20 protein-coding genes are annotated in these 22,142 nt (G+C 47.3%); 13 read left to right on the top strand and 7 right to left on the bottom strand.

All coding sequences use genetic code 11. The features are described 5' to 3' along the window. Positions 1–1,737 (bottom strand): alkaline phosphatase D family protein (locus ACQY6Q_RS06450; RefSeq protein ID WP_427979270.1); only part of this gene is annotated, 1,737 nt, incomplete at its 3' end. A gap of 86 nt (positions 1,738–1,823) precedes the next feature. Between ACQY6Q_RS06450 and ACQY6Q_RS06445 the strand changes: the two genes are divergently transcribed. After that, on the top strand, positions 1,824–2,114 hold the full coding sequence (locus ACQY6Q_RS06445) for a DUF1330 domain-containing protein (protein WP_427979268.1): 291 nt from the start codon (positions 1,824–1,826) through the stop codon (positions 2,112–2,114). Here the strand turns inward: ACQY6Q_RS06445 and ACQY6Q_RS06440 are convergent. Further along, positions 2,111–3,646 (bottom strand): methyl-accepting chemotaxis protein, encoded by a 1,536-nt coding sequence (locus ACQY6Q_RS06440; RefSeq protein ID WP_427979265.1) that lies wholly within the window; start codon positions 3,644–3,646, stop codon positions 2,111–2,113. The two genes, ACQY6Q_RS06445 and ACQY6Q_RS06440, sit on opposite strands and share 4 nt — an antisense overlap. 474 nt (positions 3,647–4,120) lie before the next feature. Between ACQY6Q_RS06440 and ACQY6Q_RS06435 the strand changes: the two genes are divergently transcribed. From ACQY6Q_RS06435 to ACQY6Q_RS06420, 4 genes are all read left to right on the top strand, one after another. Beyond that, entirely contained in the window at positions 4,121–7,450 is a 3,330-nt protein-coding gene (locus ACQY6Q_RS06435) for an alpha-amylase family glycosyl hydrolase (RefSeq protein WP_427979262.1), read from the top strand. Between the two features lie 191 nt (positions 7,451–7,641). Next, the gene (locus ACQY6Q_RS06430) at positions 7,642–7,920 is read left to right on the top strand and encodes a peptidylprolyl isomerase (protein WP_055732584.1); all 279 of its coding nucleotides are present in this window, start codon (positions 7,642–7,644) and stop codon (positions 7,918–7,920) included. 163 nt (positions 7,921–8,083) lie between these two features. After that, positions 8,084–8,257 carry a hypothetical protein gene (locus ACQY6Q_RS06425; RefSeq protein ID WP_055732585.1) on the top strand — a complete coding sequence of 58 codons (174 nt, stop codon included), beginning with the start codon at positions 8,084–8,086 and terminating at the stop codon, positions 8,255–8,257. Positions 8,258–8,421: 164 nt separating this feature from the next. Further along, positions 8,422–9,738 (top strand): ferredoxin reductase family protein, encoded by a 1,317-nt coding sequence (locus ACQY6Q_RS06420; RefSeq protein WP_427979258.1) that lies wholly within the window; start codon positions 8,422–8,424, stop codon positions 9,736–9,738. Here the strand turns inward: ACQY6Q_RS06420 and ACQY6Q_RS06415 are convergent. Beyond that, complete coding sequence (locus tag ACQY6Q_RS06415) at positions 9,735–10,682, bottom strand: LysR family transcriptional regulator (protein WP_427979255.1); 948 nt, start codon at positions 10,680–10,682, stop codon at positions 9,735–9,737. The two genes, ACQY6Q_RS06420 and ACQY6Q_RS06415, sit on opposite strands and share 4 nt — an antisense overlap. 114 nt (positions 10,683–10,796) lie before the next feature. Here ACQY6Q_RS06415 and ACQY6Q_RS06410 point away from each other — a divergent pair, with 114 nt between their 5' ends. After that, positions 10,797–11,030 (top strand): hypothetical protein, encoded by a 234-nt coding sequence (locus ACQY6Q_RS06410; protein WP_055732588.1) that lies wholly within the window; start codon positions 10,797–10,799, stop codon positions 11,028–11,030. 2 nt (positions 11,031–11,032) lie between these two features. Beyond that, entirely contained in the window at positions 11,033–11,962 is a 930-nt protein-coding gene (locus ACQY6Q_RS06405; RefSeq protein WP_427979252.1) for a sodium-dependent bicarbonate transport family permease, read from the top strand. A gap of 28 nt (positions 11,963–11,990) precedes the next feature. On the opposite strand, the gene ACQY6Q_RS06400 is transcribed toward ACQY6Q_RS06405, so the two are convergent. After that, positions 11,991–12,401 carry a PaaI family thioesterase gene (locus tag ACQY6Q_RS06400; protein WP_427979249.1) on the bottom strand — a complete coding sequence of 137 codons (411 nt, stop codon included), beginning with the start codon at positions 12,399–12,401 and terminating at the stop codon, positions 11,991–11,993. Positions 12,402–12,514: 113 nt separating this feature from the next. Here ACQY6Q_RS06400 and ACQY6Q_RS06395 point away from each other — a divergent pair, with 113 nt between their 5' ends. Both ACQY6Q_RS06395 and ACQY6Q_RS06390 read left to right on the top strand, forming a co-directional pair. Beyond that, complete coding sequence (locus tag ACQY6Q_RS06395; RefSeq protein ID WP_055732591.1) at positions 12,515–12,805, top strand: DUF134 domain-containing protein; 291 nt, start codon at positions 12,515–12,517, stop codon at positions 12,803–12,805. Beyond that, complete coding sequence (locus tag ACQY6Q_RS06390) at positions 12,802–13,278, top strand: NifB/NifX family molybdenum-iron cluster-binding protein (protein WP_427979246.1); 477 nt, start codon at positions 12,802–12,804, stop codon at positions 13,276–13,278. The genes ACQY6Q_RS06395 and ACQY6Q_RS06390 overlap by 4 nt, the downstream gene beginning before the upstream one ends. Before the next feature lie 47 nt (positions 13,279–13,325). On the opposite strand, the gene ACQY6Q_RS06385 is transcribed toward ACQY6Q_RS06390, so the two are convergent. Beyond that, complete coding sequence (locus ACQY6Q_RS06385; protein WP_427979244.1) at positions 13,326–14,225, bottom strand: LysR family transcriptional regulator; 900 nt, start codon at positions 14,223–14,225, stop codon at positions 13,326–13,328. A gap of 83 nt (positions 14,226–14,308) precedes the next feature. Between ACQY6Q_RS06385 and ACQY6Q_RS06380 the strand changes: the two genes are divergently transcribed. The 3 genes from ACQY6Q_RS06380 (at position 14,309) to yghU (ending at position 18,944) form a co-directional block, all read left to right on the top strand. Then, on the top strand, positions 14,309–15,238 hold the full coding sequence (locus ACQY6Q_RS06380) for an NAD(P)H-binding protein (RefSeq protein WP_427979241.1): 930 nt from the start codon (positions 14,309–14,311) through the stop codon (positions 15,236–15,238). A gap of 115 nt (positions 15,239–15,353) precedes the next feature. Next, a complete protein-coding gene (locus tag ACQY6Q_RS06375) occupies positions 15,354–17,861 on the top strand; it encodes an MMPL family transporter (RefSeq protein ID WP_427979238.1) in 2,508 nt (835 codons plus the stop codon). Positions 17,862–18,086: 225 nt separating this feature from the next. After that, positions 18,087–18,944: a glutathione-dependent disulfide-bond oxidoreductase gene (gene yghU / locus ACQY6Q_RS06370; RefSeq protein ID WP_427979236.1), complete on the top strand. Its 858-nt coding sequence runs from the start codon at positions 18,087–18,089 to the stop codon at positions 18,942–18,944. A gap of 43 nt (positions 18,945–18,987) precedes the next feature. On the opposite strand, the gene ACQY6Q_RS06365 is transcribed toward yghU, so the two are convergent. After that, the gene (locus tag ACQY6Q_RS06365; protein WP_427979233.1) at positions 18,988–19,758 is read right to left on the bottom strand and encodes a substrate-binding periplasmic protein; all 771 of its coding nucleotides are present in this window, start codon (positions 19,756–19,758) and stop codon (positions 18,988–18,990) included. A 611-nt stretch (positions 19,759–20,369) separates the two neighbouring features. Between ACQY6Q_RS06365 and ACQY6Q_RS06360 the strand changes: the two genes are divergently transcribed. Then, the gene (locus tag ACQY6Q_RS06360; RefSeq protein WP_427979230.1) at positions 20,370–21,806 is read left to right on the top strand and encodes a 6-phospho-beta-glucosidase; all 1,437 of its coding nucleotides are present in this window, start codon (positions 20,370–20,372) and stop codon (positions 21,804–21,806) included. A 59-nt stretch (positions 21,807–21,865) separates the two neighbouring features. On the opposite strand, the gene ACQY6Q_RS06355 is transcribed toward ACQY6Q_RS06360, so the two are convergent. Then, the coding region (locus ACQY6Q_RS06355) for a bile acid:sodium symporter (protein WP_427979228.1) at positions 21,866–22,142 on the bottom strand (277 nt) is incomplete at its 5' end.

Raw genomic sequence — 22,142 nt, 5'->3', positions numbered from 1 at the left:
ATTCAACGGCGATTTAGGCGAGTACAACCAACGATTTAATTTATCTAGGGATTGAAGCAAAGAGCTCGGAAATTGGTTCTTAATACCACTGCTGGTGATTTGCCAAATATCCGATCCCTGCTGTCGTTGGTGCAATTGAATTTGATAGACAAAGGAATAATGCACATCCCCAGAGAGGATCACAAAATGCTGCGGGGTTTTACCGTGGCGAAACATATTTAGCACGCTATTGGCGGCTCCCGGATGGGCCATCCAATTTTCCGCGTCCACCAGCAAGGGTTTACCCAGCCAAGTAAAGATACGCTGAATCACTTCAATCAGTTTTACCCCAAACATCGGCGCAGGTGAAACCAAGATAACCGAGTCAAGGCCTATCATTTGCTGTTGTAACTCGCATAGCGCCTCCCAATCCATCAAGCCCGATGGCGAATCAAGATTGCGTTCCGAACGCCAACGGTGAGTACGCGTATCCAGTACCAACAGCACAGGCTGAGTATCCCAACGATAATGCCACTGTGAATGGGACAGCAAGAGCTCAATTAAACGCTGATGCTCATCCCCACCCGGCTTTGCTAAACTCAGCTGCAAGTCCTCAATTAGCTCTGCTGGAAAATTATCAGGGGCGTTACCCCAGCCCTGACAAAGAAAATAAGCCACCATGGCATTACCAATGATCCGCTTGGAAAAGGGATGACCATAAGCACTTAACTCCCAAGCAGCACTGAGATTCCAGTCATCGGTAACGTCGTGATCATCGAACATCATGGCGCAGGGCAAATGAGCCATTAAACGTTGCACTTTGGCTAGGCCCTGAATAAAGCGCTCCAGTATTTCACGCTGCTGTAAGTATTCATCCAACTCATCCAGAGCTAACTCTTCCGGCGGGCTCATATCTAAGTCTTGCCAACCACTGGGAGACCATACCAACAAATACATGGCTAACATTTCCGCTAAGGAAATGAGATGGTTATTCGCATGGTCTGAGGTAAAAATAGGTTTTCTCACCCCACTAAACAGGGCCTTTTTCGCTGCCTGCTCGGCCCCCTTTTTAGGTAAAAGCGTCTGCCTAGACAAATAGTAACCCTGTTGATGCAGCGCCTCACTGGAGTCGAGTTGGCTGGCCTCAAAGCTTTCATTGGCTAAGGCCAAACGCTCAAGCAAGCGGTGTATTGCCACCAACATAGGTGTAGCGACATCATCGGCGTAGACCTGATCGCCACTCATCATCAATAGGCTAGGCCACTGCTCAAGGTCTAAATTGGCCAACCAAGCATCGGCCGCCACTAAACCATCGTCACTGGGATGATGGGGTTTACGACACGAGCCATGCAGCATCCGCTTGATCTTGCTGCAAATAACAAAACCGGGTAAATCACGCGAGGGGTAGGTTAATTGTGGCGCCCATTGCTGCCAACCCAATGACTGGCTCTGCCCTCGCGGGCTTAACTGCAGATCATAGCTAATCCATGTGTCGGTTGGCAGCTCCTCTTCCAGCTGAATGTCGACCAGGTAGTAGTAAAGTTGCTCTCCCGCCACGATGGTTTGGCATTGCTTAGCCAGAGAATCGCCTTCAAGCGGCAGGGTTTTATCCAAGAAATGAAGCCTTAGGCTAAGCTCTACCGCTTCTGAACAAGCTAACCATATAGCAACGCGCTGGGAGCTAATATGGCGAAGAATGGGACCGGCTAATACCAGAGCGAGATTTGATTGCTGCATAACCAAAAGTATATAAGACACCTAGAAAAACACTATGTTATTACTTAAATTTAACAACTATAACAATATCAGCAAAGCATAAAATGTTGCTCTTTCAGGAGGTATTTATGTCGGCGTATATCATCGGTCAAGTCAAAGTAAAAGACCGCGCCTTGTGGAATCAATATGTCGCAGGAGTAGCTTCATCCTTACAAGCCTTTGAGGCCAAAGTACTGGTGCGCGGCCAGTTTAAACAGGCATTAGCCGGACATGCCGACCTGAGTGACAGCGTAGTGATTGAATTTAGCAGCGCTGAACAGCTAAATCGCTGGTTTCACAGCCACGACTACCAGCAATTGATTACGCTGCGCGACCAAGCAGCCAGCGTAAGCATTAACAGTTACGTCGCCGAAGCCTAAGCAAACATATCCGATAAAGAGGCAATGTCGTCGGATTTTTTAGCTAACTCGGTACTACTGCTTTGTAACTCGTTAGCGTGTTGCCGAGTTTCCTGACTCAACTGGCTAATCCTCGCGACATTTTCTGAAATGTTAGAGCTCACCACCGATTGCTGCTCGGCGGCCACCGAAATTGTAGTGGAGACATCTAATAGCTCATTCATCATCGCAGAAATTTCCTCCACCAACTCAGTACTGCGGTTCGCCGTATCAAAACAACTTTCAGCCTGCTCGCGGCTCGATTTCATTCTGTCGGCCCATGATGCCAAGCTTTGCTGCATCTTTTGTACTGACTGCTCAATTAAGCGAGTAGCTTGGTGGGTTCGATTTGACAAGGCTCTCACTTCATCGGCGACCACCGAAAAGCCCCTACCTTGCTCTCCAGCTCGCGCCGCTTCAATCGCCGCATTTAATGCTAATAAATTGGTTTGGTCGGCAATGCCTTGGATTTCTCCCATCACCTTAGCGATCCCATCTGCATCTTCGGTTAGCTCGTGAGCTAAATGTTCTGCCTGCTGAACATCGGAAGACAAAGCCTGTACCTGCTGCTTGGTTTCTTCCATGTTCTCTTGCGTTTGCCGACAATGCGATTGCGTGGCCCCCACTTTCTCGGTGGCCTGTACCGTTGAACTACTGATTTCTGAAGCCGTCATCGACATCTGGTGAATCGCAGCGGATAGCTGCTCTAGCTCAACGGTTTCGACATCAACGGCTTTACTGGTGGTAATAGAAATAGACGCCAATTCGTTAGACAACACCTGTAAGCGCTTAGTGGAATCGGCGGTTCGGCCTAATATGGTTTTAATTCTGGCCTCTAATAAGCCAATATGAAAACGCGCCACGTCAAAGGGTTCTGCCCCCTCATAAATGTAGCGGCTGGGGCTGTCAAATGACTTTCGCATCTTGCTAAGATTGACTGGCGTACTAATCAGCTCATTGTAATTAAGCGCAAACAAGCCAACAAAAAACAGCAGCGCATAAAGGATTTCAAAACCCTCAAGGTGAGTCACCGCACCCCACAAACCGGCCAACAACAATACTGCAGATAGGCTACTGCGCACCCGTCTGGCCCGCCACGCAGGGTCAATCGGCTTGCCTCGATTTAGCTTGCTGTAAATTAATTCAGCACGCTGTTTATGCTCGGCCTTAGGTGCCACCCTCACCGATTGATAACCAATATGCCGCCCTTCTTCATAAAGTGGCGTAACATAGGCATCAACCCAGTAATAACGGCCGTCTTTACAACGATTCTTTACCATACCTCGCCAAGCTTCACCGGCTTTGAGTTTTGACCATAAGTCGGCAAAGGCGGCTTTGGGCATCTCTGGATGGCGAACGATATTGTGGTGTTGGCCTAACAACTCTTCCAATGAATAGCCGGCGATCCTACAAAATTCATCATTGGCGTAGGTAATATCCCCTTGTAAATCGGTAGTTGAGACCAACTGAGCATTTTGGTCGTACAATACTTCTTCATCTAATATTACTGGCATATCCATTTACCTTATTATTATCGATAATTTAAATAATAGTTTTTAACCAGCAAAATGTAGAAAAAAATAAACTAATGTTGACATATTGTTACCCTGCGCAAAGTTCTCAGCCCGCCAATACGCTGCCCACAAGCGCGGTACTAAGCACAACTAGTTGGTCTAAACCATTCCTCTCCTAGCGTTCAACGCACACGCCACAAACAACGAAAATCAGAGTTTTATACTAAAAACCAAAGCTATTACTTACATTTAAGAAAGATAATTTATGTAATAATATGACAAAAAACATGAAATCCTTTTCAATCACAAAACCGTAATAAAGATTTGATAGGCTACTCAGTTTTATCACTTTCTTGTCTATTTTTTCCCCAGAGCTTGTATGGTCGCTCAGTAAATAACCGCAAGAGTTATTTTGGCTAACAGCTAATAACTAGACCAACAACTAGTACAACTAACATTCGATAAGGAAATGCAATGAACAAGGTAGTGTTACTTGGTTTGTTGACGGCCTCATTGTCTGCTCAGGCAGAATGGGAATTCCGTGGCACACCAAATGGTTGGCAAACCACCGCAATGGAGCAAGTCTCCAGTACCCAATTCGAAACCTGCCAAACCTTCGGCAGCAACGACCCTCGTTTTAAAATTGACCGCTGGGGTAATTGGCAAGAAGCTTACCCAAACTCTGATTACCGTGTATCTAGCGGCAGCTATCTAATCACCTTCTACAGCGACAGCAAATATATTGAGCTTAGCTCGGTGGCCAGTTGTGACAGTAATCAAGCCCCAATAGCGGTGATCTCTCCTAGCACCGCCCAAACGGTAGAAGCGGGAACCAGTATCACCTTCTCAGCGTCCGGCTCAAGTGACGCCGATGGCAGCATCGCTAGCTATAGCTGGAGCACTGGAGAAACCAGTGAGACCATCACGGTTAGTTTCGAGACTAGCCAAACTATCACGCTACAAGTCACCGATAACGAAGGCGCCAGCAGCGACATCGCTAGCGTAGACATCACCGTAGCTGGTGAAGAAGCCCCCGTATGGTGTTTCCGTGGCACACCCAATGGCTGGGGACAAACCCCACTACGTCTAGATTCAGGCTCTGGTTTATATACCCTTACTCAAGCCTTTGCTGGCGAAGAAAGCCCAGCACGCTTTAAGGTAGCGGCTTGTTCTGAAGATGGCAGCTGGGGCGAAAACTACCCAAGCCAAGACTTCCAAGTTAACGACCATACCAACTACAGCATTAGCTTCAACGCATCATCTAAAGCCATTACAGCTGAAGAAGTGCTGATTCCGCTTAAACCTGAGCTTGCCGTTAGCCCCGGTAGCAGTGACTTTAGCAGCGACAGCATCGATGTAACGCTAAGCTACAACGGCGAAAACGTCACTACCGCCGAATACACCCTAAGCACCGCCGCCACTACTGACGCTATCGCTTTTAATAACGGCGATGTGATTAGCATTGGTAGTGAACTCGCCATTGGTGAGTTTGTAGAGCTACAGGTTTATGTAGAGAACGCTCAAGGTTCTGTCACTCAAACCTTCACCTACAATAAAATTGAGGTACCAGAAACGGGCTTTACCGTTTGGTTGAAAGCACCAAGTGACTGGAACCCATCAATTCACCACTGGGATGCACTACCTGCTGGCTCTGAAGACGACACAGCATGGCCGGGCGATAACATGAGCCCACTTGGCGAAGACTGGTACGAGTTTGTCTTTGCAAACAGCGACTCAAGCAGCATCATCTTCAGCAACCAGGGCGGCAGCCAAACTGAAGACTTATTCCGTGATAAAGATGGCTGTTACACCATTAGTAGCCAAAGCTGGCAGGATAGCTGTGACCTTCCATCTAACGATGCCAGTGTCAGTATCAACCCAAGCATTACTACCTTCTGGACCGATCAAGTTAGCATTACTCTAAATGCAGCTGGTGATGATGTGACTGGAGGTAGCTACACTCTTGATGGTAGCGACCCGGTTAATGGCACCGCCTTTAGCGACGGTGACAGCATCACAGTAGGTAGCAATCTAGCCGTTGGCGAATCGCTACAAGTGTGCCTCTACGCAGAGAATGCCACCAGCAATGCTAGCCAATGTTTCAGCCTAACCAAAGTAGAGCAACCCGCAGCCTCTAACTTTACTTGGGACAACGCCAGCGTTTACTTTGTAATTACTGACCGTTTCAACGACGGCAACCCAAGTAATAACAACTCTTACGGCCGCCCTAGTGTTGATGCAACCGGTAAAAACATCGGTACCTTCCACGGTGGTGACATCGCTGGTTTAAGCCAAAAACTAGACGAAGGTTACTTCAGTGATTTAGGTATTAATGCCATTTGGATCACCGCGCCTTACGAACAAGCCCACGGCTTTGTTGGCGGCGGCAGCGATGGTGACTTTGCTCATTACGCCTACCACGGTTACTACGTGCAAGACTACACCAACCTTGATGCCAACATGGGTACCCCTGCTGAATTCAAGGCCTTTGTAGACAAAGCACATAGCCAAGGCATTCGCGTAGTGATGGACGTGGTAATGAACCACGCCGGTTACAATACCCTAAAAGACATGGAGGAGTTTAACTACGGTTCTGCTTCCACCTCTTCTGGCTGGACGCCAAGCAACGGCGGCAACTGGTTTGGTTACCATGACTTCATCAACTATAACGGCGACGAAAACCTATGGTTGAACTGGTGGGGTAAAGACTGGATCCGTGTGGGTTTACCCGGCTATGACGCCTGTGGTGGTGATGACCTAACCAAGTGTTTGGCCTACCTACCTGACTTTAAAACCGAGTCGACTCAAGCGGTAGGTATTCCCACCTTCCTAGCCAATAAAGCCACTTTTGGACAGGGTTACTTAAGTGACTACCAAGCGAACGGCAATAAACGCGTTCGTGATTGGATCACCGAATGGTTAGTACAATACGTGCGTGACTACGGCATCGACGGCTTCCGTGTGGATACAGCCAAACACGTCACTTACGACAACTGGGCCTACCTCAACCAACAAGCTACTGCTGCGCTTAATGAATGGCGTCAAAATAACCCCGATCTTCCTGGTGCCGACTGGACTGACGAATTCTGGTCAACTGCGGAAGTTTGGGACCACGGTGTAGGTCAATCGGATATTCACACTACTGCCAACTTTGATTCGGTAATTAACTTCAGCTTCAAGGGGTTGATCGACGGTATGGTCAATGACACCAATACCATGATGAATCAATTTTCCAGTTATGCGAATCAAGTTAACAGCTCTAGCGATTGGAATGTGCTCAGCTATATTTCTAGCCACGATACTGGTTCGGTGTTCTACAACGGCGACGATAATCGCCAAAAACGTGCTGGTACAGCCTTGTTACTACTTCCAGGTGGTGTACAAGTCTTCTACGGCGATGAACTAGGCCGAGTAAATGGCGATGGCGGCTCTGATGCTGACCAAGGCAGCCGTTCAAGCATCGACTGGAACAAAGCCGGTAACAGTGTTCACCAACACTGGCAAAAAGTCGGTCAATTCCGCCACGACAACCCAGCCGTAGGTGCTGGTCAGCACTTCACCCTAACTGGCCAGTCTAGCGGCCAAGCCTTTGCCCGTACTTGGACTAACCCAATCTCTGGCGAAGTGAACAAGGTAGTGGTAGTGGTTGACGGAACAGGTACCGTTAACGTGAACGTAGACAGTTACTTCGACGACGGCAGCAGCGTACGCAACGCCTATGATGGCTCTATCGCCATTGTTAGCAACGGCAGCGTAAGCTTTGATGCTGGCAGCGAAGGATTAATCCTAATAGAAGCGTTATAAGCATTAGCCTTTACTTCCATAGTTTGCCGCTCATTATATGAGCGGCCTTTTTTTGTCTGAACCATGCCCTTATCACCGAGCTAGCTAGCGATATTTGACAGCCAAAGCCCCACCCTCTACATTTGCTGTTCAGGCTGGGCCGTAATCACTGCGACTCAGTTTATATTGCGACAATCAATAGAGGACATCTTATGCCAAGAGCAAGCGCGCGCCACATTCTAGTAGACAGCGAACAACAATGTTTAGAGCTTAAACAGCAGATTGAACAAGGCGCTGCATTTACCGACATCGCTAAGCAATACTCCAACTGCCCTTCTGGTGCCAATGGTGGTGAGTTAGGCGAGTTTAATCAAGGTGATATGGTGCCCGAATTTGATACTGTGGTATTTAATGAAGCCTTAAATACCGTGCATGGCCCAGTGAAAACCCAATTTGGTTATCACTTGCTGGAAATTACCAGCCGTAGCTAAACTCTCTTGCAAGGTACAGCTTAGGCTGTGCCTTTCCCGCTAAACTTTATTTGTCACACTAGCAATAACTCAAGGCCACCCCTGCGCTTTGATCTTAAGCCTCAATCCTTGCATCATTTGTTGGTATACTTAGCCAAGTAAGCAACATTAACGAGACTCAAACATGTTAGATAATCTGCAAATTCCCGAAGGAATTAAGCAAGAGCCCGAGCTACCAGTTCCTTCAATTGAGGAACAGAAAAAAGTTGTAGCCGAGCTAAAACGCTTAGAAGAAGCCGGAGAATTAACCCCGGAAATTCTTGAAGAATTTATGACCGGTAAACGCAAACCGGAATAACTGGCCAAAGGTAGAGTTTACCGCTCTACCTTTTTTAATTCCCCTCGTTTTATGCGCCGCGCCCTCTGCCCGCACTGAGTATTTACACTACTTTACACGCCCTTTACTTAAACCGACCTTACGGCTCTTATACTTAAATAAGCAAACACTATAGGGGCAAAAAAATGGCTAAGTTTAATTGGCTAATTGCAACGCTGGTCGTATTGATAACAACGCTGTGGCTAGCAGCAGAGCCAGCGTTGTTTTCTAGCACAGATTTTTATCAATGGCGTGCCGCTCTGGTGCAATATAGTGGCATGCTCACCGTAGGCTTAATGAGCCTATGCCTGCTTTTGGCTTTGCGCTTACCCTTTATCGAACAACTTACTCAGGGCTTAGACCGCTCTTACCGCATTCACAAATATCTGGGCATTGCCGCCGTTACATTAGGCTCGGTGCACTGGTTATTGGCAATTATTCCTAAACAACTCGTCAAAGCGGGTTTATTAGATCCTCCCATTAAAGGTATCGGCCCGCGCAATCCCGACAGTTTTTATGCCTTAATCAAACCGCTGCGTCCCTTGGCCGAACAAGTGGGTGAATATACCTTTTATGCTTTTGTGGTACTGGCCGCAATAGCCTTATTAGGCATGGTTCGCTATAAAAGCTTTCGTTATTCTCACAAGTTAATGGCAGTGGCTTATTTGGCCATTGCCTTTCACTCCAGCATCCTCATCAAACACAGCTATTGGCCCTATTCTATTACCTTGGTAAGCCTAATGTTGATATGGTTGGGAGTAGTGGCCGCCTTATACAGTTTGTTTGGCCGAATTGGTAAAAGCAAACAACATAAGGCAGAAGTCGCCAAATTTAGTTACCTAGAAAAAAGTCAGTTGCTAGATCTGCGTATCAAGGTGCCCCACTGGCCGGGTCACCACAGCGGTCAATTCGCCTTTTTGCGCTTTGCCGGAGAAGAACCGCATCCCTTTACCATTGCCTCGGCTCCCTCTACGCAGCCTTTACGCTTCTTAATTAAAGAGCTAGGCGACTTCACTGGCCAATTGAAAGCTCGCTTAGTTCAAGGCCAAGCACTGTCTATAGAAGGCCCCTACGGTAACTTTAATTTTTCTGAGAAAAGCCCACAATTATGGTTAGCGGCGGGTGCGGGTATTGCCGCCTTTACCGCCATCTTACAACAGCGAGCCAACACGGCTAATCCGCCCCCTGCCTGCTTGTATTTCTGTTGTGAAGGCGCAGATGCCAACTTTGTTAAGCAACTACAAGTACAGGCTCACAACGCTCAGGTCGATTTTAAACTGATCGATAACACGGTGCAGGACTGCTTGAGCTTTAGCCAACTTCAACAAGAAGTGCCCGATTTATTCAGCCGAGAGATTTATTTCTGCGGTCCGGTTCCGTTTGGCAAAAGCATACAGCAACACTTACAGCAAAATGACTACGATTTACGGCATTTTCACCGCGAGTTGTTTAATTTTCGCTAAGAAACAACAAATTGTTGATCGCTAGTGAATAACTGAGAGCCCTGCTGTTTAACATAGCTTAAGAAACGCTCGGCAATCGGTGACATTGGCCGCGATTTTCGCCGGACTAAATACCACTGGGTTTGGATCGGCAGATGCTCTACCGAAAGTACACTCAAACCAGAGAGTCCGCCGTAACTCAGGGTATGCTCCGATAAAATCGACACCCCTAAACCCGAAATCACCGCGTGCTTAATCGCCTCATTACTCTCAATAGTCATGCGTACATTGGGAGTAATCTGGTGCTCCGCCAAAAAATCGCTTACCGCATGTTCGGTGCCCGAGCCTGTTTCTCGCATCAAAAAGGGATAGCGCGAAAATTCAGCTAAAGAAATGGCGGTTTGCTGGGTTAGCGGATGACGCTCTGGAGCAATGGCCAGCAGGCGGTTGGGTAAGAAGTCGATAAGCTCTAAATCGGGATCTTCAGGTGGATGACTAAATACATAGAAGTCGTCTTCATCGGCTACACTTCGCTCAATAGTTTGAGCGCGGTTCCCTACCTTAAAGGTGATATTTAGCTCAGGAAACTGCTCAGAAAACTCCCCCACCAAGTGAGGAATGAAGTACTGCGCGGTGGTCACCACCGCCAAAGACAACTCGCCTGTTTGCACCCCTTTAAGCTTATCCAGGCGAATATTTAAATACTCAAAACGCCGCAAGATCTCACGGGCTTCTTCCACCACCAGCATACCCGCTTGGGTAAAACGTAAAGTTTTTCCTGAGCTGTAATACAGTTCCAACCCCAGGGTTTGTGCCAGCTTAGTTAACTGCATTGATACCGTAGGCTGAGTTAAATGTAACAACTGTGCCGCTTTGGTAATACTGCCCTGTTCATACACTACCACCAGTAATTCTAGTTGCCTCACGCTGCCAATATGGCGGTGTGAGCGATAAGCATTGAGCATTTGTCTAGTACCAATAATAGATAATCATCTATGAATTATATAATTATTATCTAGTTTTATCTATTTGATATAGATCACATAATCTCGGCGTATTCAACTAAGGGAGAGAAGTAAATGTCTAAAGCTCAATTGATTTTCGGTTTAAGCAGCGGCTTACTACTGGGCGGTGCAGGCGCTAGCGCTTGGCAAGCGGGCTTGATTGGACCCAGCCTATTATTGGTGGGTCTAGGGCTGTGTAGCATTAATGGCGCAGCTTACATCAAGGGTACGCTTCGCTCAGCCAAACCGGCACGCCAACACCTGTTTAATCAGCATCTAGTCTCTGCTTCTAGCCAAAGCGGGAAGTAACCATGCAAATTGATATTGTTGTTGGCTTTTTCGTATTGGGTGCGGTCGCCAAATTACTTAACAGCGATCTTAAACTGCCTAGCGGCTTATACCAAAGCTGTCTGGTATTTTTGCTGTTAGCCATTGGCCTGAAAGGCGGTATCGCGTTAAGCGCCTACGGCTCACTAGATGTTATCCCACAATCTATCGGGGTGGTAATATTTGGTGCCAGTCTACCCTTATTGGCCTTCCCGATTTTATATTACATTGGCGGTTGGTCACGCTTAGATGCAGCCGCTACAGCAGCTCACTATGGTTCGGTAAGTGTTGCCACCTACGCAGTAGCGGTAGCTTATGCGCAATCTTTCGGTTTAGATTACGAAGCCTATTTCGCCCTATTTGTGGCCTTACTCGAAGTCCCAGCCATCATCGTTGGCATCTTAATGGCCAAACGCGGCATTCGCCTATCAGAACTAAAACCAGTATTAATTGAAGCCCTGCTTAACAAAGGCGTCGTTTTATTGCTGGGAGGACTGGCCATTGGAGCTTGGGCAGGCGAGCGCGCCAGCTCAGTAATGCCATTTTTTGGTGAACTATTCCATGGCATATTAGCCTTATTCCTACTCGAAATGGGACGAGTCGCCGCCGAACGCATTGGTGATATTCGTAAGCAAAGTGCCTTTTTACTCAGCTTTGGCATCAGCATGTCGGTACTGGGCGGGATCTTAGGCGGACTGCTGGGTCAGCTGCTGGGTTTCTCCAATGGCGGTATCTTCCTGCTCGCGGTATTAGGCAGTAGCGCCTCCTACATCGCGGTACCGGCCGCCTTTGCGGTAGCACTACCTAAAGCCAACGCCAGCATTTCAATTACCTCGTCACTGGCGATTAGCTTTCCCTTCAACGTATTGGTGGGCATTCCGGTCTATCTAGCGTTAATTCAGCACTTTGGCTAAAGCGATAAGCGAAGGCAACTGCCTTCGCTTAACTGGCGGCGCAAATAAACTTAGCCTGCGCTTTTGCCGCCAGCTCACCAGCTACCTCGATTTGACCAGACAAACAATAAACGCCGCGGCGCTCACTTAACAGTTCGGCGCTCAAACTCATCATACTTCCTAGCGCTATTGGCCTAACAAAACGTACCTTTAGCTCGGCGGTATAGGCTTGTATACCCATGCGAAACAGCTGATGCACCATGGCCGCATCTAATAGGGTGCTGATCATTCCACCATGCAACATCCCTTGATAACCCTGATATTGCTCACCCAAAGCGAGCTCAGCGCTTAGCTGATGTTGATTTAGCGCATGAAAACTCAAGCCTAATGATTGAGGATTGAAACGCGGATCGCCACACACCATGCAGCTTTTGTGACTTTCTGGAGAAAAATTTTGCATATGATTTCCTTAACTTGCTCAACCATTAATAGCATATGCCAAAAATAATTAATAGAAATAATTGGCATATGCCAATTATTGTTATAAGGTAAAAGTGTTAATAAGGAGTCACTATGCCAAGACCAAAGAAAGGCCGTCGCATCTGCGGAAGCGCAGCACACCACTGTTTTAAACCCAATGGCGTGCCATTAAGTAAGCTGAAAAAAATAAGCATTTTACCAGAAGAACTAGAAGCTCTACGTTTAGCTGACTACCTCAACATGAGTCAGCAACAAGCGGCCGAGCAAATGGCCATATCGCGGCAAACCTTTGGCAACATCGTGAATCAAGCTAGATACAAAGTCGCTGCCAGCCTTATTGAAGGTGGCGCCTTACTATTTGATGATAAGGAACAAAACCTATGATTTATGCCATCCCCAGCAAACAAGGGCATTTATGCCAACATTTTACCAAAGCAGAGCAATTTTCATTCATTGACCATAACAATAGTCTGCTCGCCAGCGTCGATAATCCCGCAGCACAGGCCGATGCCTCTTGCCACGACAAAAGCGCGATAGTGCAGTATTTGCAAAGCATGAAGGTAGAAGCCGTGATAATGAAAAACATTGGCGAGCGCCTACTGGGCAAACTGCTCGACGCCGGTCTTAAAGTATTTCAAGTGAATCAAATTCGGCCCTTAGAGTTACTGCTCAGCAGTCCCATGCAGCAGCTCAGCGAGCCAAGCCAAGGGCGCCCATCGATACAGCATGCCAAAAAAGCCGAATCTGGCCAGCAACACCAAAGCTGTTGCCAGCAAAACAGTCATTCCGCAGAGCAACATCGTTGCCATAAAGGAAGGCAGCACGGCCATCACTCAGGCAAACGCTGTTGCCACTAAGCCGCTGTGAGTTGCCGATGAACTAGCGCCATCGGCAGCCTCACCAGTCAAGCCTGATCGCCAGAGCCATTAAATAAGTCGCTTAACTTGTCTGCCAGAAAGTCCATTAATACCCGTATTTTTTTGTTGTACTGAACATCCCGATGACACACTAAGTAAATCGGTAAATCAGGTAATTTAGCATCCAGAACAAGCGCTTCTAAGCCAGCTTGTTGGGCAAGCGTTTGATGAGTCGCCACAATACCGCCTCCTTGCTTGGCTAACTCCAGCTGCAAAGGAAGAAAGTCACAACGAAACAAAAACTGGTGGTTTTTTATCTCGTACCCTAGCTGACGCGCCCCCTCTTCAAATTGGGGGTCTCGGTCATACCCCAGCACGCGATGCTCAAATAAAGCCGCTAAGTCTTTCGGCCGTCCATATTGCTCCAAGTATGCTTTGCTAGCAAAAAAGCCTAGTGGTAAGGAATAGATTTTTCGGCACAGCAAATCCAGCTGACGCGGCTCAAACATACGGATCGCCACATCGGCATCACGCTTATCCAAATTACTGGCTCGATTGCTCACCACCACCTCTAAAGAAAGCTGTGGATAGGCTCGCATAAAAGCGGGTAAAACTTTAGGCAAATAATATAGGGCCAGTAACTCATTCACCGCTAAGCGAACTGAGCCTTGTAAACTAGTCTGCTGCCCGGCAGCTATACGTTGCAAACGCTCGGCACTGGCCTGCATACTTTGACATTCTTCTAATAGGCTTAAGCCGAACTCGGTCAAGCATAAACCCTGAGTACTGCGATTAAACAAACAATGACCTAAGCGCTGCTCCAAAGCCTGCAATTGCCGACTTAAGGTGGGTTGAGACACCTTTAACTGTTGAGCGGCTGAACTCAAACTGCCATGTTGAGCTATCGCCAGAAAGTACTGCCAACCTTGCCAACTCTCTTTATTCATTTTTGTATACCCAAAGATAAAAATCTGCCATTCACTATTTAATTATGAATCATAAAATAGGCTTGTCCAAGGGAGGAACCAACATGAAAAGCGCATTAATACTGGGAATAAGCGGAAACTTTGGCCTACAAATGGCCTTAGCCTTAAAACAAGCCGGCTGGCAAATTAAGGCGTTGTTGCGCCAGCCCAATAAAGCCCCTAGCTGGTTAAGCCAACAACAAATAGTGGTGGGCGATGCCTATCGGCAAAATGATGTAGCTAAGGCGGCGCAACAGGTTGATTTGATAGTGTATGGTTTAAATCCGGCCTACCAACATTGGCATCGGGACGCCTTAAGGCTATTAGAACCCAGCGTAAAAGTGGCCGAGCGACAAGGGTTGAAACTGCTTTTTCCCGGCAATGTGTATAACTTTAGCCCCAGTTCGCGAGCCATCAACGAGTCGCAGACCATGCTAGCCGTCACCGACAAAGGCAAGCTCAGGATCGCCATGGAGCAGCGTTTGTTAAAGGCCAGCCAACAAGGAGCACAAATCACCATTGTTAGAGCCGGCGACTTCATTGGGCCGAATACCCATTTCACTTGGCTCGATCTGCTACTAAAACCACGCCAGCTGCACTTTCAGATGGCCTTCCCCCACTCGCCCGAACACCGCCATTATTGGTCCTACTTACCCGATTTATGCGCCAATAGCGTACACCTGCTAGAACAACAGCAAGCTCATTTTGAACAGTGGCATGATCCCGGTTTAGTACTTAGCCAAGCCGATTGGCAGCGCGCTTTTGCTGCAACCGGCCGAGAATTACGTTGCACTCATTTCGCCTGGTGGCGTTGGCAAGCCCTCTCACCCTTTGTCCCTTTGCTAAGGGAAGTGCTGAAAATGCGTTATCTATGGCAACAAGAGCTTATCCTCAACGGCCAAAAAATGCGTCGCAGTCTAAAAGAAAACCTGCAACAGACGCCTTTAGAAGAGCTGCTTGGACAACTTCAGCAAGTTAAATCAGCCAAGCCATAGCCTAAAACCCTGTACTTTAAGTGGCCGAAAGCCCTAGTTTTATTGCGTGTTTTTTCATTTTTTGCTCACGTCGGAGTATACTGTTGGGCTGTTTTTTAAAAGCTAAAAATTATTCGTGAAGCATCCTATTTTTTCTAAGCAGGGCTGGCCATTTGCGCTGGCTGCTGTGCTAATCATACTGTTAACTTACTTCGCTCTGGTTTACAGCAAAGCCAATTTTGCGGTGAATTCAGATCTTGATCGTTTGGTTAAGCAAGAGGCTCCATGGAAGGATAATTTAGTAAAAACCAGTCAAGCATTTGGTGATACCGACAATACCTTGGTGATTGTCATTGCTGGCGAGCAGCGCCAACAGGTGCAAGAGCTCACCGAGCGTTTAGTCCAAGACTTTAAAGCAGAGCCGATATTTAACGATGTCTTTGCTCCCACTAGCCTCGATTGGTTTAAACAGCAAAGCCTATGGTTTTTACCCGACGATGAGTTTACCACCTTTAATGCCAATTTAGCCGCCCTAATGCCCCACTTACAAGCAGTGATGCAAGCTGAGCAGTTAAGCCACGAAGCGGCCGCCCAACAATGGCTGGCGCAACTCAACCAAGCCATCGAGCAGAATGACCAACCCGCTGCAAGCTTGCTAATAAAAGCGCTTAATCAGGTAGCCGAGAAACAGCAGCAAACAAACGCCGTACCTACAATCGATTGGTTGGCGGTGCTGATGCCCGAGCCAGCCGCCAAGGTTTATCAACTCATTACCCTACAGGCGCAACCCCAGCAAAACCAAAAACAGCCCAATCGTTACATTATGCAGCGTGCTCAACAGGTGATCGCTCCGTACAGTGAACAAAGCGAGCTCAGCATACGCATAACCGGCCAAACCGCCTTGGATTTTGACGAGATAAATGACGCCAACCAAAGTGTTAAGTTGGCTGGCAGCATGTCTTTGATTGGTTTAGTAGTGGTACTGGGCTTTGGCATTCGCTCCTTGCGGATCATTCTGGCCAGTTACAGCGCGGTATTGGTTGGCCTAGTTTGGACTCTCGCTCTCGGGCTGTGGTTGGTTGGTTCTTACAACACCATTTCCATCGTCTTTTTAGTCATGTTTATTGGGCTTGGGGTCGATTTTGCTATTCACTTTTGTCTACGACTTAGAGAAGAACAGGCTAAATACGCGGATAATATGAAAAGCTTACGGGCGGCGCTACGCGGAACCCTATCGCCATTGAGTTTATGTGCTCTCACCTCGGCACTGGGCTTTCTTGGCTTCTACCCTACCGCATATACAGGCTTGGCAGAACTAGGCATTATTTCTGCTGGCGGCATGTTCATGGGTTTACTCGCCACCTTTAGCGTTATACCGGTATTTTTCTGGTTATTTGGCTACCCCAGTGCCAAGCCTAGTCAGACAGTCAAAATTCAGCCCGATGGACAATACTGGCTGGTAGCTCATCATAAATTAGTGCTGAGTATTAGCGCTGTGATAGTTGCTATCTCTGCCTATGGCGCGAGCCAAATGAGCTTTGATTTTTCCACTCTAGCGCTTAAATCCAAGCAGTCTGAATCGGTGCAAACGTTAGAGGAAATTCAAAGCCAAGGCTTAACTTCAAGCTATCAAATGATGATGTTGGCCACTAGCCAACAACAAGCCACCCAGTGGCAGCAGCAACTCAGTCAGCTTTCTGAAGTCAGTAATGTGGTCTCCATCAACTCCTTTTTACCCGCTCAGCGTGAGCAAAAGTCAGCGCAATTGGCCAACAGTTTAGCTCAAGCGAGCATTCCGCCTGCTGCGCCCAGCAGTTGGCCACAGCTACAAAATCAGTTAGCTCAATCCAAAACGCTAAGCCCACAAGCCCAAATGGCCTTGCAGCACAGCAGTGAGCAAGACTTTTATCAACTGCTTTACCAAGCCGCTATCAAGCCAATCGCTAACATGCAACATCAGTTACAACAGCTACAGCAAGCGCCAGCAGCAAGCATAGACACAATGCCTGAAGAGCTCGTTCGGCGTTATAAAAATGAACAGCAGCTATTGGTGGTGGCTTATCCTTCGGGTGATATGCGCGAGGTAGATCAACTCGACCAATTCATAAAAGCGGTACAAGCGATTGCCCCTAACGCCACCGGACGTCCAGTAGCCGAGCAACAAGTGGGTAAAATTATTATTCAAGCTTTCATTCAAGCCAGCAGCTATTCATTTGGCTTGATTTGTTTAGTGCTGTTATTTGCCCTGCGCCACAAACGCGATGTGTTATTAACCTTTATTCCCTTACTATTGGCGGTGCTCTCTACCATGGCGGTGGCTCACTGGACAGGCATGGCACTAAACATGGCCAATATTATCGTGATTCCACTGATCTTTGGTTTAGGCGTGGATAACGGGATCCACATAGTTGAACGCTTTCGCTCGGTGGCCTCGGTACGAGCATTTTATCAGTCTTCCACCCCTAAGGCGGCAATTCTTAGCTCCTTAACTACTATGGCTACCTTTGGCTCACTATTGTTTGCCGAGCACCGAGGAATGTATAGCATTGGTTTCTTGCTTAGCATCGCCATTGGCTTCTTACTACTCTATAGCCTTACCGTGCTACCGGCACTGCTGTTTAGCGTTAAACAACACGCTAAATAAGCTACCACCTAGCTAGCTTAACAGCCCCTAGCAACAGCCCGCTCCTTCACTACAGCAAGGAGCGGGCTACACTCTCTACATCAACCAAACCCTTGGCGAGTTAATTGGTTAGGGCTTTGCTCTAAACTTAACTTTAACAAGTAAAAATAAATGCGCAGTTGCGCTTTTATTCGCCACATTCGCCCTTATATCTAAATAAGTAGCACCCATAGCAAAGGAAGATCGATGACTAACGAATATATTCCACCTAAGGTGTGGACCATGGATACCGAAAATGGCGGCCAGTGGGCCAGTATCAATCGGCCAGACTCAGGTGCCCGCCACCAACAAACCCTCCCGGTAGGCTCAAACCCCTTGCAACTACATTCGATGGCCACGCCCAACGGGCAGAAAGTCACCATTATGTTGGAAGAATTATTACAGCTTGGCATTAGCGAAGCCGAATATGATGCTTACATGATTAACATTGGCGAGGGCGATCAGTTTTCCTCTGGATTTGTTGACATTAACCCCAATTCCAAAATCCCCGCCTTGCTGGATAAGTCGGAAGAGCCCGCCGTTCGCGTGTTTGAATCGGGTGCGATTTTGCTATACCTAGCAGAAAAATTTGGTCACTTCTTACCCAAGCAAGGGGCAGCCAAAACCGAAGTGATAAATTGGTTATTTTGGTTACAAGGCTCGGCTCCCTACTTGGGGGGTGGTTTTGGCCATTTTTACGCCTACGCACCAGAGAAATTCGAGTACCCGATTAACCGTTTTGCCATGGAAACCAAACGCCAGCTCGATGTATTAGACAAACAACTGGCCCAGCATCCCTATATTGCCGGCGAGCACTATTCAATTGCCGACATCGCAATTTGGCCGTGGTACGGCAATTTGGTGCTAGGAAAGCTTTACGATGCAGCTGAGTTTTTAGATGTTACTAGCTATACGCATGTATTACGCTGGGCTAAGCAAGTGGAGCAGCGCACCGCAGTACAGCGCGGCTGCATGGTAAACCGCAGTTGGGGCGAACCATGGGAGCAAGTGCCAGAACGGCATAGTGCCCAAGATATTGATGCGGTATTAAGTCAAAAACCTTAACTCGCTATCGGTCTAAAAACCCTAAGGGTGTTTTTAGACCGGATCAATCTATCGATAACACATGATCACGTTGATGGCTCAAAATGCCCTCACCAATCAACTTATCTAACCAATACGCGTTAATGGTGGCTAGCTCACCATTATCGCGAATCGCCTCAAAGGCCTGCTGCCATTGCGCGTAATCCTCAAAGTTTTTAGACAAACCAATATACACCGGTGAAGTTTTAATAAACGAGACATTTTTAAAACTGCCTTCGGCAATGCCCAGTTCTTTACTCAAAATATGCGTGCCACTGAGATTATAAACAATGGCGTCAACTCGGCCTTTTTCTAGAAAACGCAGGTTTTGCTGATGGTTAGCTGCCAGTTTGTAATTACTTAAACCCTGTTGCTCCACCCATCTGGCTCGAATATCGCCTCTCACTACGCCTATCGAGCCAAAATCTTCTAATTGATTACTATCAAAGTAGCTATCGCTGCGCACAATCACATACCAGCTTTTATGCATCACCGGACCAATCCACTGCAAGTGTTTGTCTCGCTCAGCCGTTTTGGTAAAAGAGAATATGGCTACATTGTCGTTCACCAAGGCGGTTTTTAAGGCTCTTGCCTCTGGCAATACTTCTATCTCAAGCGGTTTTCCCATGTAACCATGCATGGCACGAACAATGTCGACAACATAGCCGCTCACACCCCCATCGTCGTCTAAATAAGCACTGGGAGGTTCGTCTACGGTAATGACTCTAGTCGCAGCCTCAGCAACGGGTAGTAACGCGTAAAACAAAGTCAGAACTAGCACTCTTAGTCGTCTCATGATATGGCGACACCCCCTAACTCTCGACTGACAAGATACTGCTACCAAGTCAAATTCTTACCCATTATGCTAAGTCTAGCTTACAGAAACTCTAGGTATTAAATAAAACACTAAAACCTAGAGAAAATGCAGCATAAAACACAAAAAACTTTAACCCTAAAGGGGTAAAAATCACTGCATGAAAATAGCAAATAAAAACCAACAAAAAATATGAACTGATAGTTTGCGCCAGTTCAATAAAGCAAGATTTCACCACAAGAAATAAAGGTTAGCGCTAGTCATACGACAGTAGATCGGTTATTACTCGTGGCAGTCGCAGATGACTCAGCCCGGTAAGCTTAGTCTCCAGTAGTCGTGACAATATGTTGTGGAAAAAATCTAGCGCAGCAGCTGATTTTATAAGTAAACGCTTAACGCTAATGTTAAATGGCTTACTTCAGCCCTTGCTAGCCATTTAACACAAACATCCGGGCCCTATTAGCGAGTATTTGTCGACCAACACCAAGTGGCTCAATGTTTTAAATAAACATTGAGGTGTTTTACTAAACGCATATAAAACAGTTATTAGCGTCGACTAATATCTAAACAGAATAATGATATTGAGGCCCAAGATGGAAACTACTAACAAACTTCCCAAAGACTTCTTATGGGGCGGAGCAGTAGCAGCCCACCAAGTAGAAGGCGCATGGAATAAAGATGGCAAGGGAGTTAGCATTGTCGATGTGCTGTCAAAAGGCGCCCACGGCGTAGACCGCATCATTACCGATGGCGTGCAAGACGACGTGATGTACCCCAACCATGAAGCCGTTGATTTTTACTCGCACTACAAAGAAGACGTAGCCCTGTTTGCCGAGATGGGTTTCAAATGTTTTCGTACCTCCATTGCTTGGACCCGCATTTTCCCTAATGGTGACGAAACCAGCCCCAATGAAGCCGGGCTGCAATTTTATGATGACCTATTCGATGAACTATTAAAGTACAACATCGAGCCGGTGATCACCCTGTCTCACTTTGAAATGCCGCTGCACCTAGTAAAACACTACGGTGGCTGGCATAACCGTAAATTGATCGATTTCTTTGTTAACTTCAGCCGCTGCGTATTTGAGCGCTACCAAAACAAAGTGAAATACTGGATCACCTTCAACGAAATTAACAACCAACGTAACTGGAAAAACCCCTTGTTTGGATACTGTAATTCGGGGATGAATTACACTGAATTTGAGCATCCAGAACAGGTCATGTATCAGGTATTCCACCACCAGTTTGTCGCCAGCGCTCTGGCCGTAAAAATTGGCCACGACATCAACCCCGAGATGAAAATTGGCAGCATGATCCACATGATGCCGCTGTACCCTGCCACTTGTAAGCCAGAAGACATGATTCAAGCGCAACAATCGATGCGCGAGAAATACCTATTCAGTGATGTTCAAGTGCGTGGTCACTACCCTCGCTACATCGAAAAAGAATGGCAACGCAAAGGCATTCAAGTAGACATGGCCGAAGGTGATGCCGAGATCCTACAGGCGGGCTGTGCCGACTACCTCGCCATTAGTTACTACATGACCAACATTGTTGATGCCGTGCCTCCTACAGACGAAATCAATCCCTTGTTTGGTGCCAGCCGCTTAAATCCGCATTTAGCCGCCTCTGAATGGGGTTGGCAAATCGACCCGGTAGGGCTGCGTTATGCTCTCGCTGAACTCTATGAGCGTTACGAAAAACCGATTTTCATCGTAGAGAACGGCTTTGGTGCAGTAGACAAGATTGAGCCAGGTAAAACCATTAACGACGATTACCGCATTGAATATTTAAGCCGCCATATTGCCGAAATGAAAAAAGCCGTCACCCTCGATGGCGTAGAAGTAATGGGCTACACCCCTTGGGGCTGCATAGACTGCGTTTCTTTCACCACTGGTGAGTACATGAAACGTTATGGCTTTATTTACGTCGATAAACATGATGATGGCAGCGGTGACTTTAGCCGCGCTAAAAAACAAAGTTTTAGCTGGTATCAACAAGTCATCGCCAGTAACGGTGAAATCATCTAAGCAAATAAAAAGGGGCGAATCACTCAGTATTCGCCCCGTTTATTGATGAAGTGTTTAAATCACGCTTGGCGTTGTTGCTCGGGCGTGAAGGAGGCTTCGGCCGCATAGCGATTCGCCAATAGCGCGCAATAAAAAATCTGGATCGGGTGATACAGCATAATCGGAAGCAATATCATGCCCAAGGCGGGATCGGCGGCAAAAATCACCTTCGCCATAGGCACCCCTGCCGCCAAGGTTTTTTTACTGCCACAAAACACCGCCGCTATTTCATCGGGACGGCTAAAACCGACTTTTCTCGCCCCCCACTGAATCAAATGCACCATAAAAAACAACACC

It is taken from the genome of Agarivorans sp. (assembly GCF_050295395.1).
Lineage (GTDB): Bacteria > Pseudomonadota > Gammaproteobacteria > Enterobacterales > Celerinatantimonadaceae > Agarivorans.
This window is presented reverse-complemented; position numbering and strand designations above follow the sequence as displayed.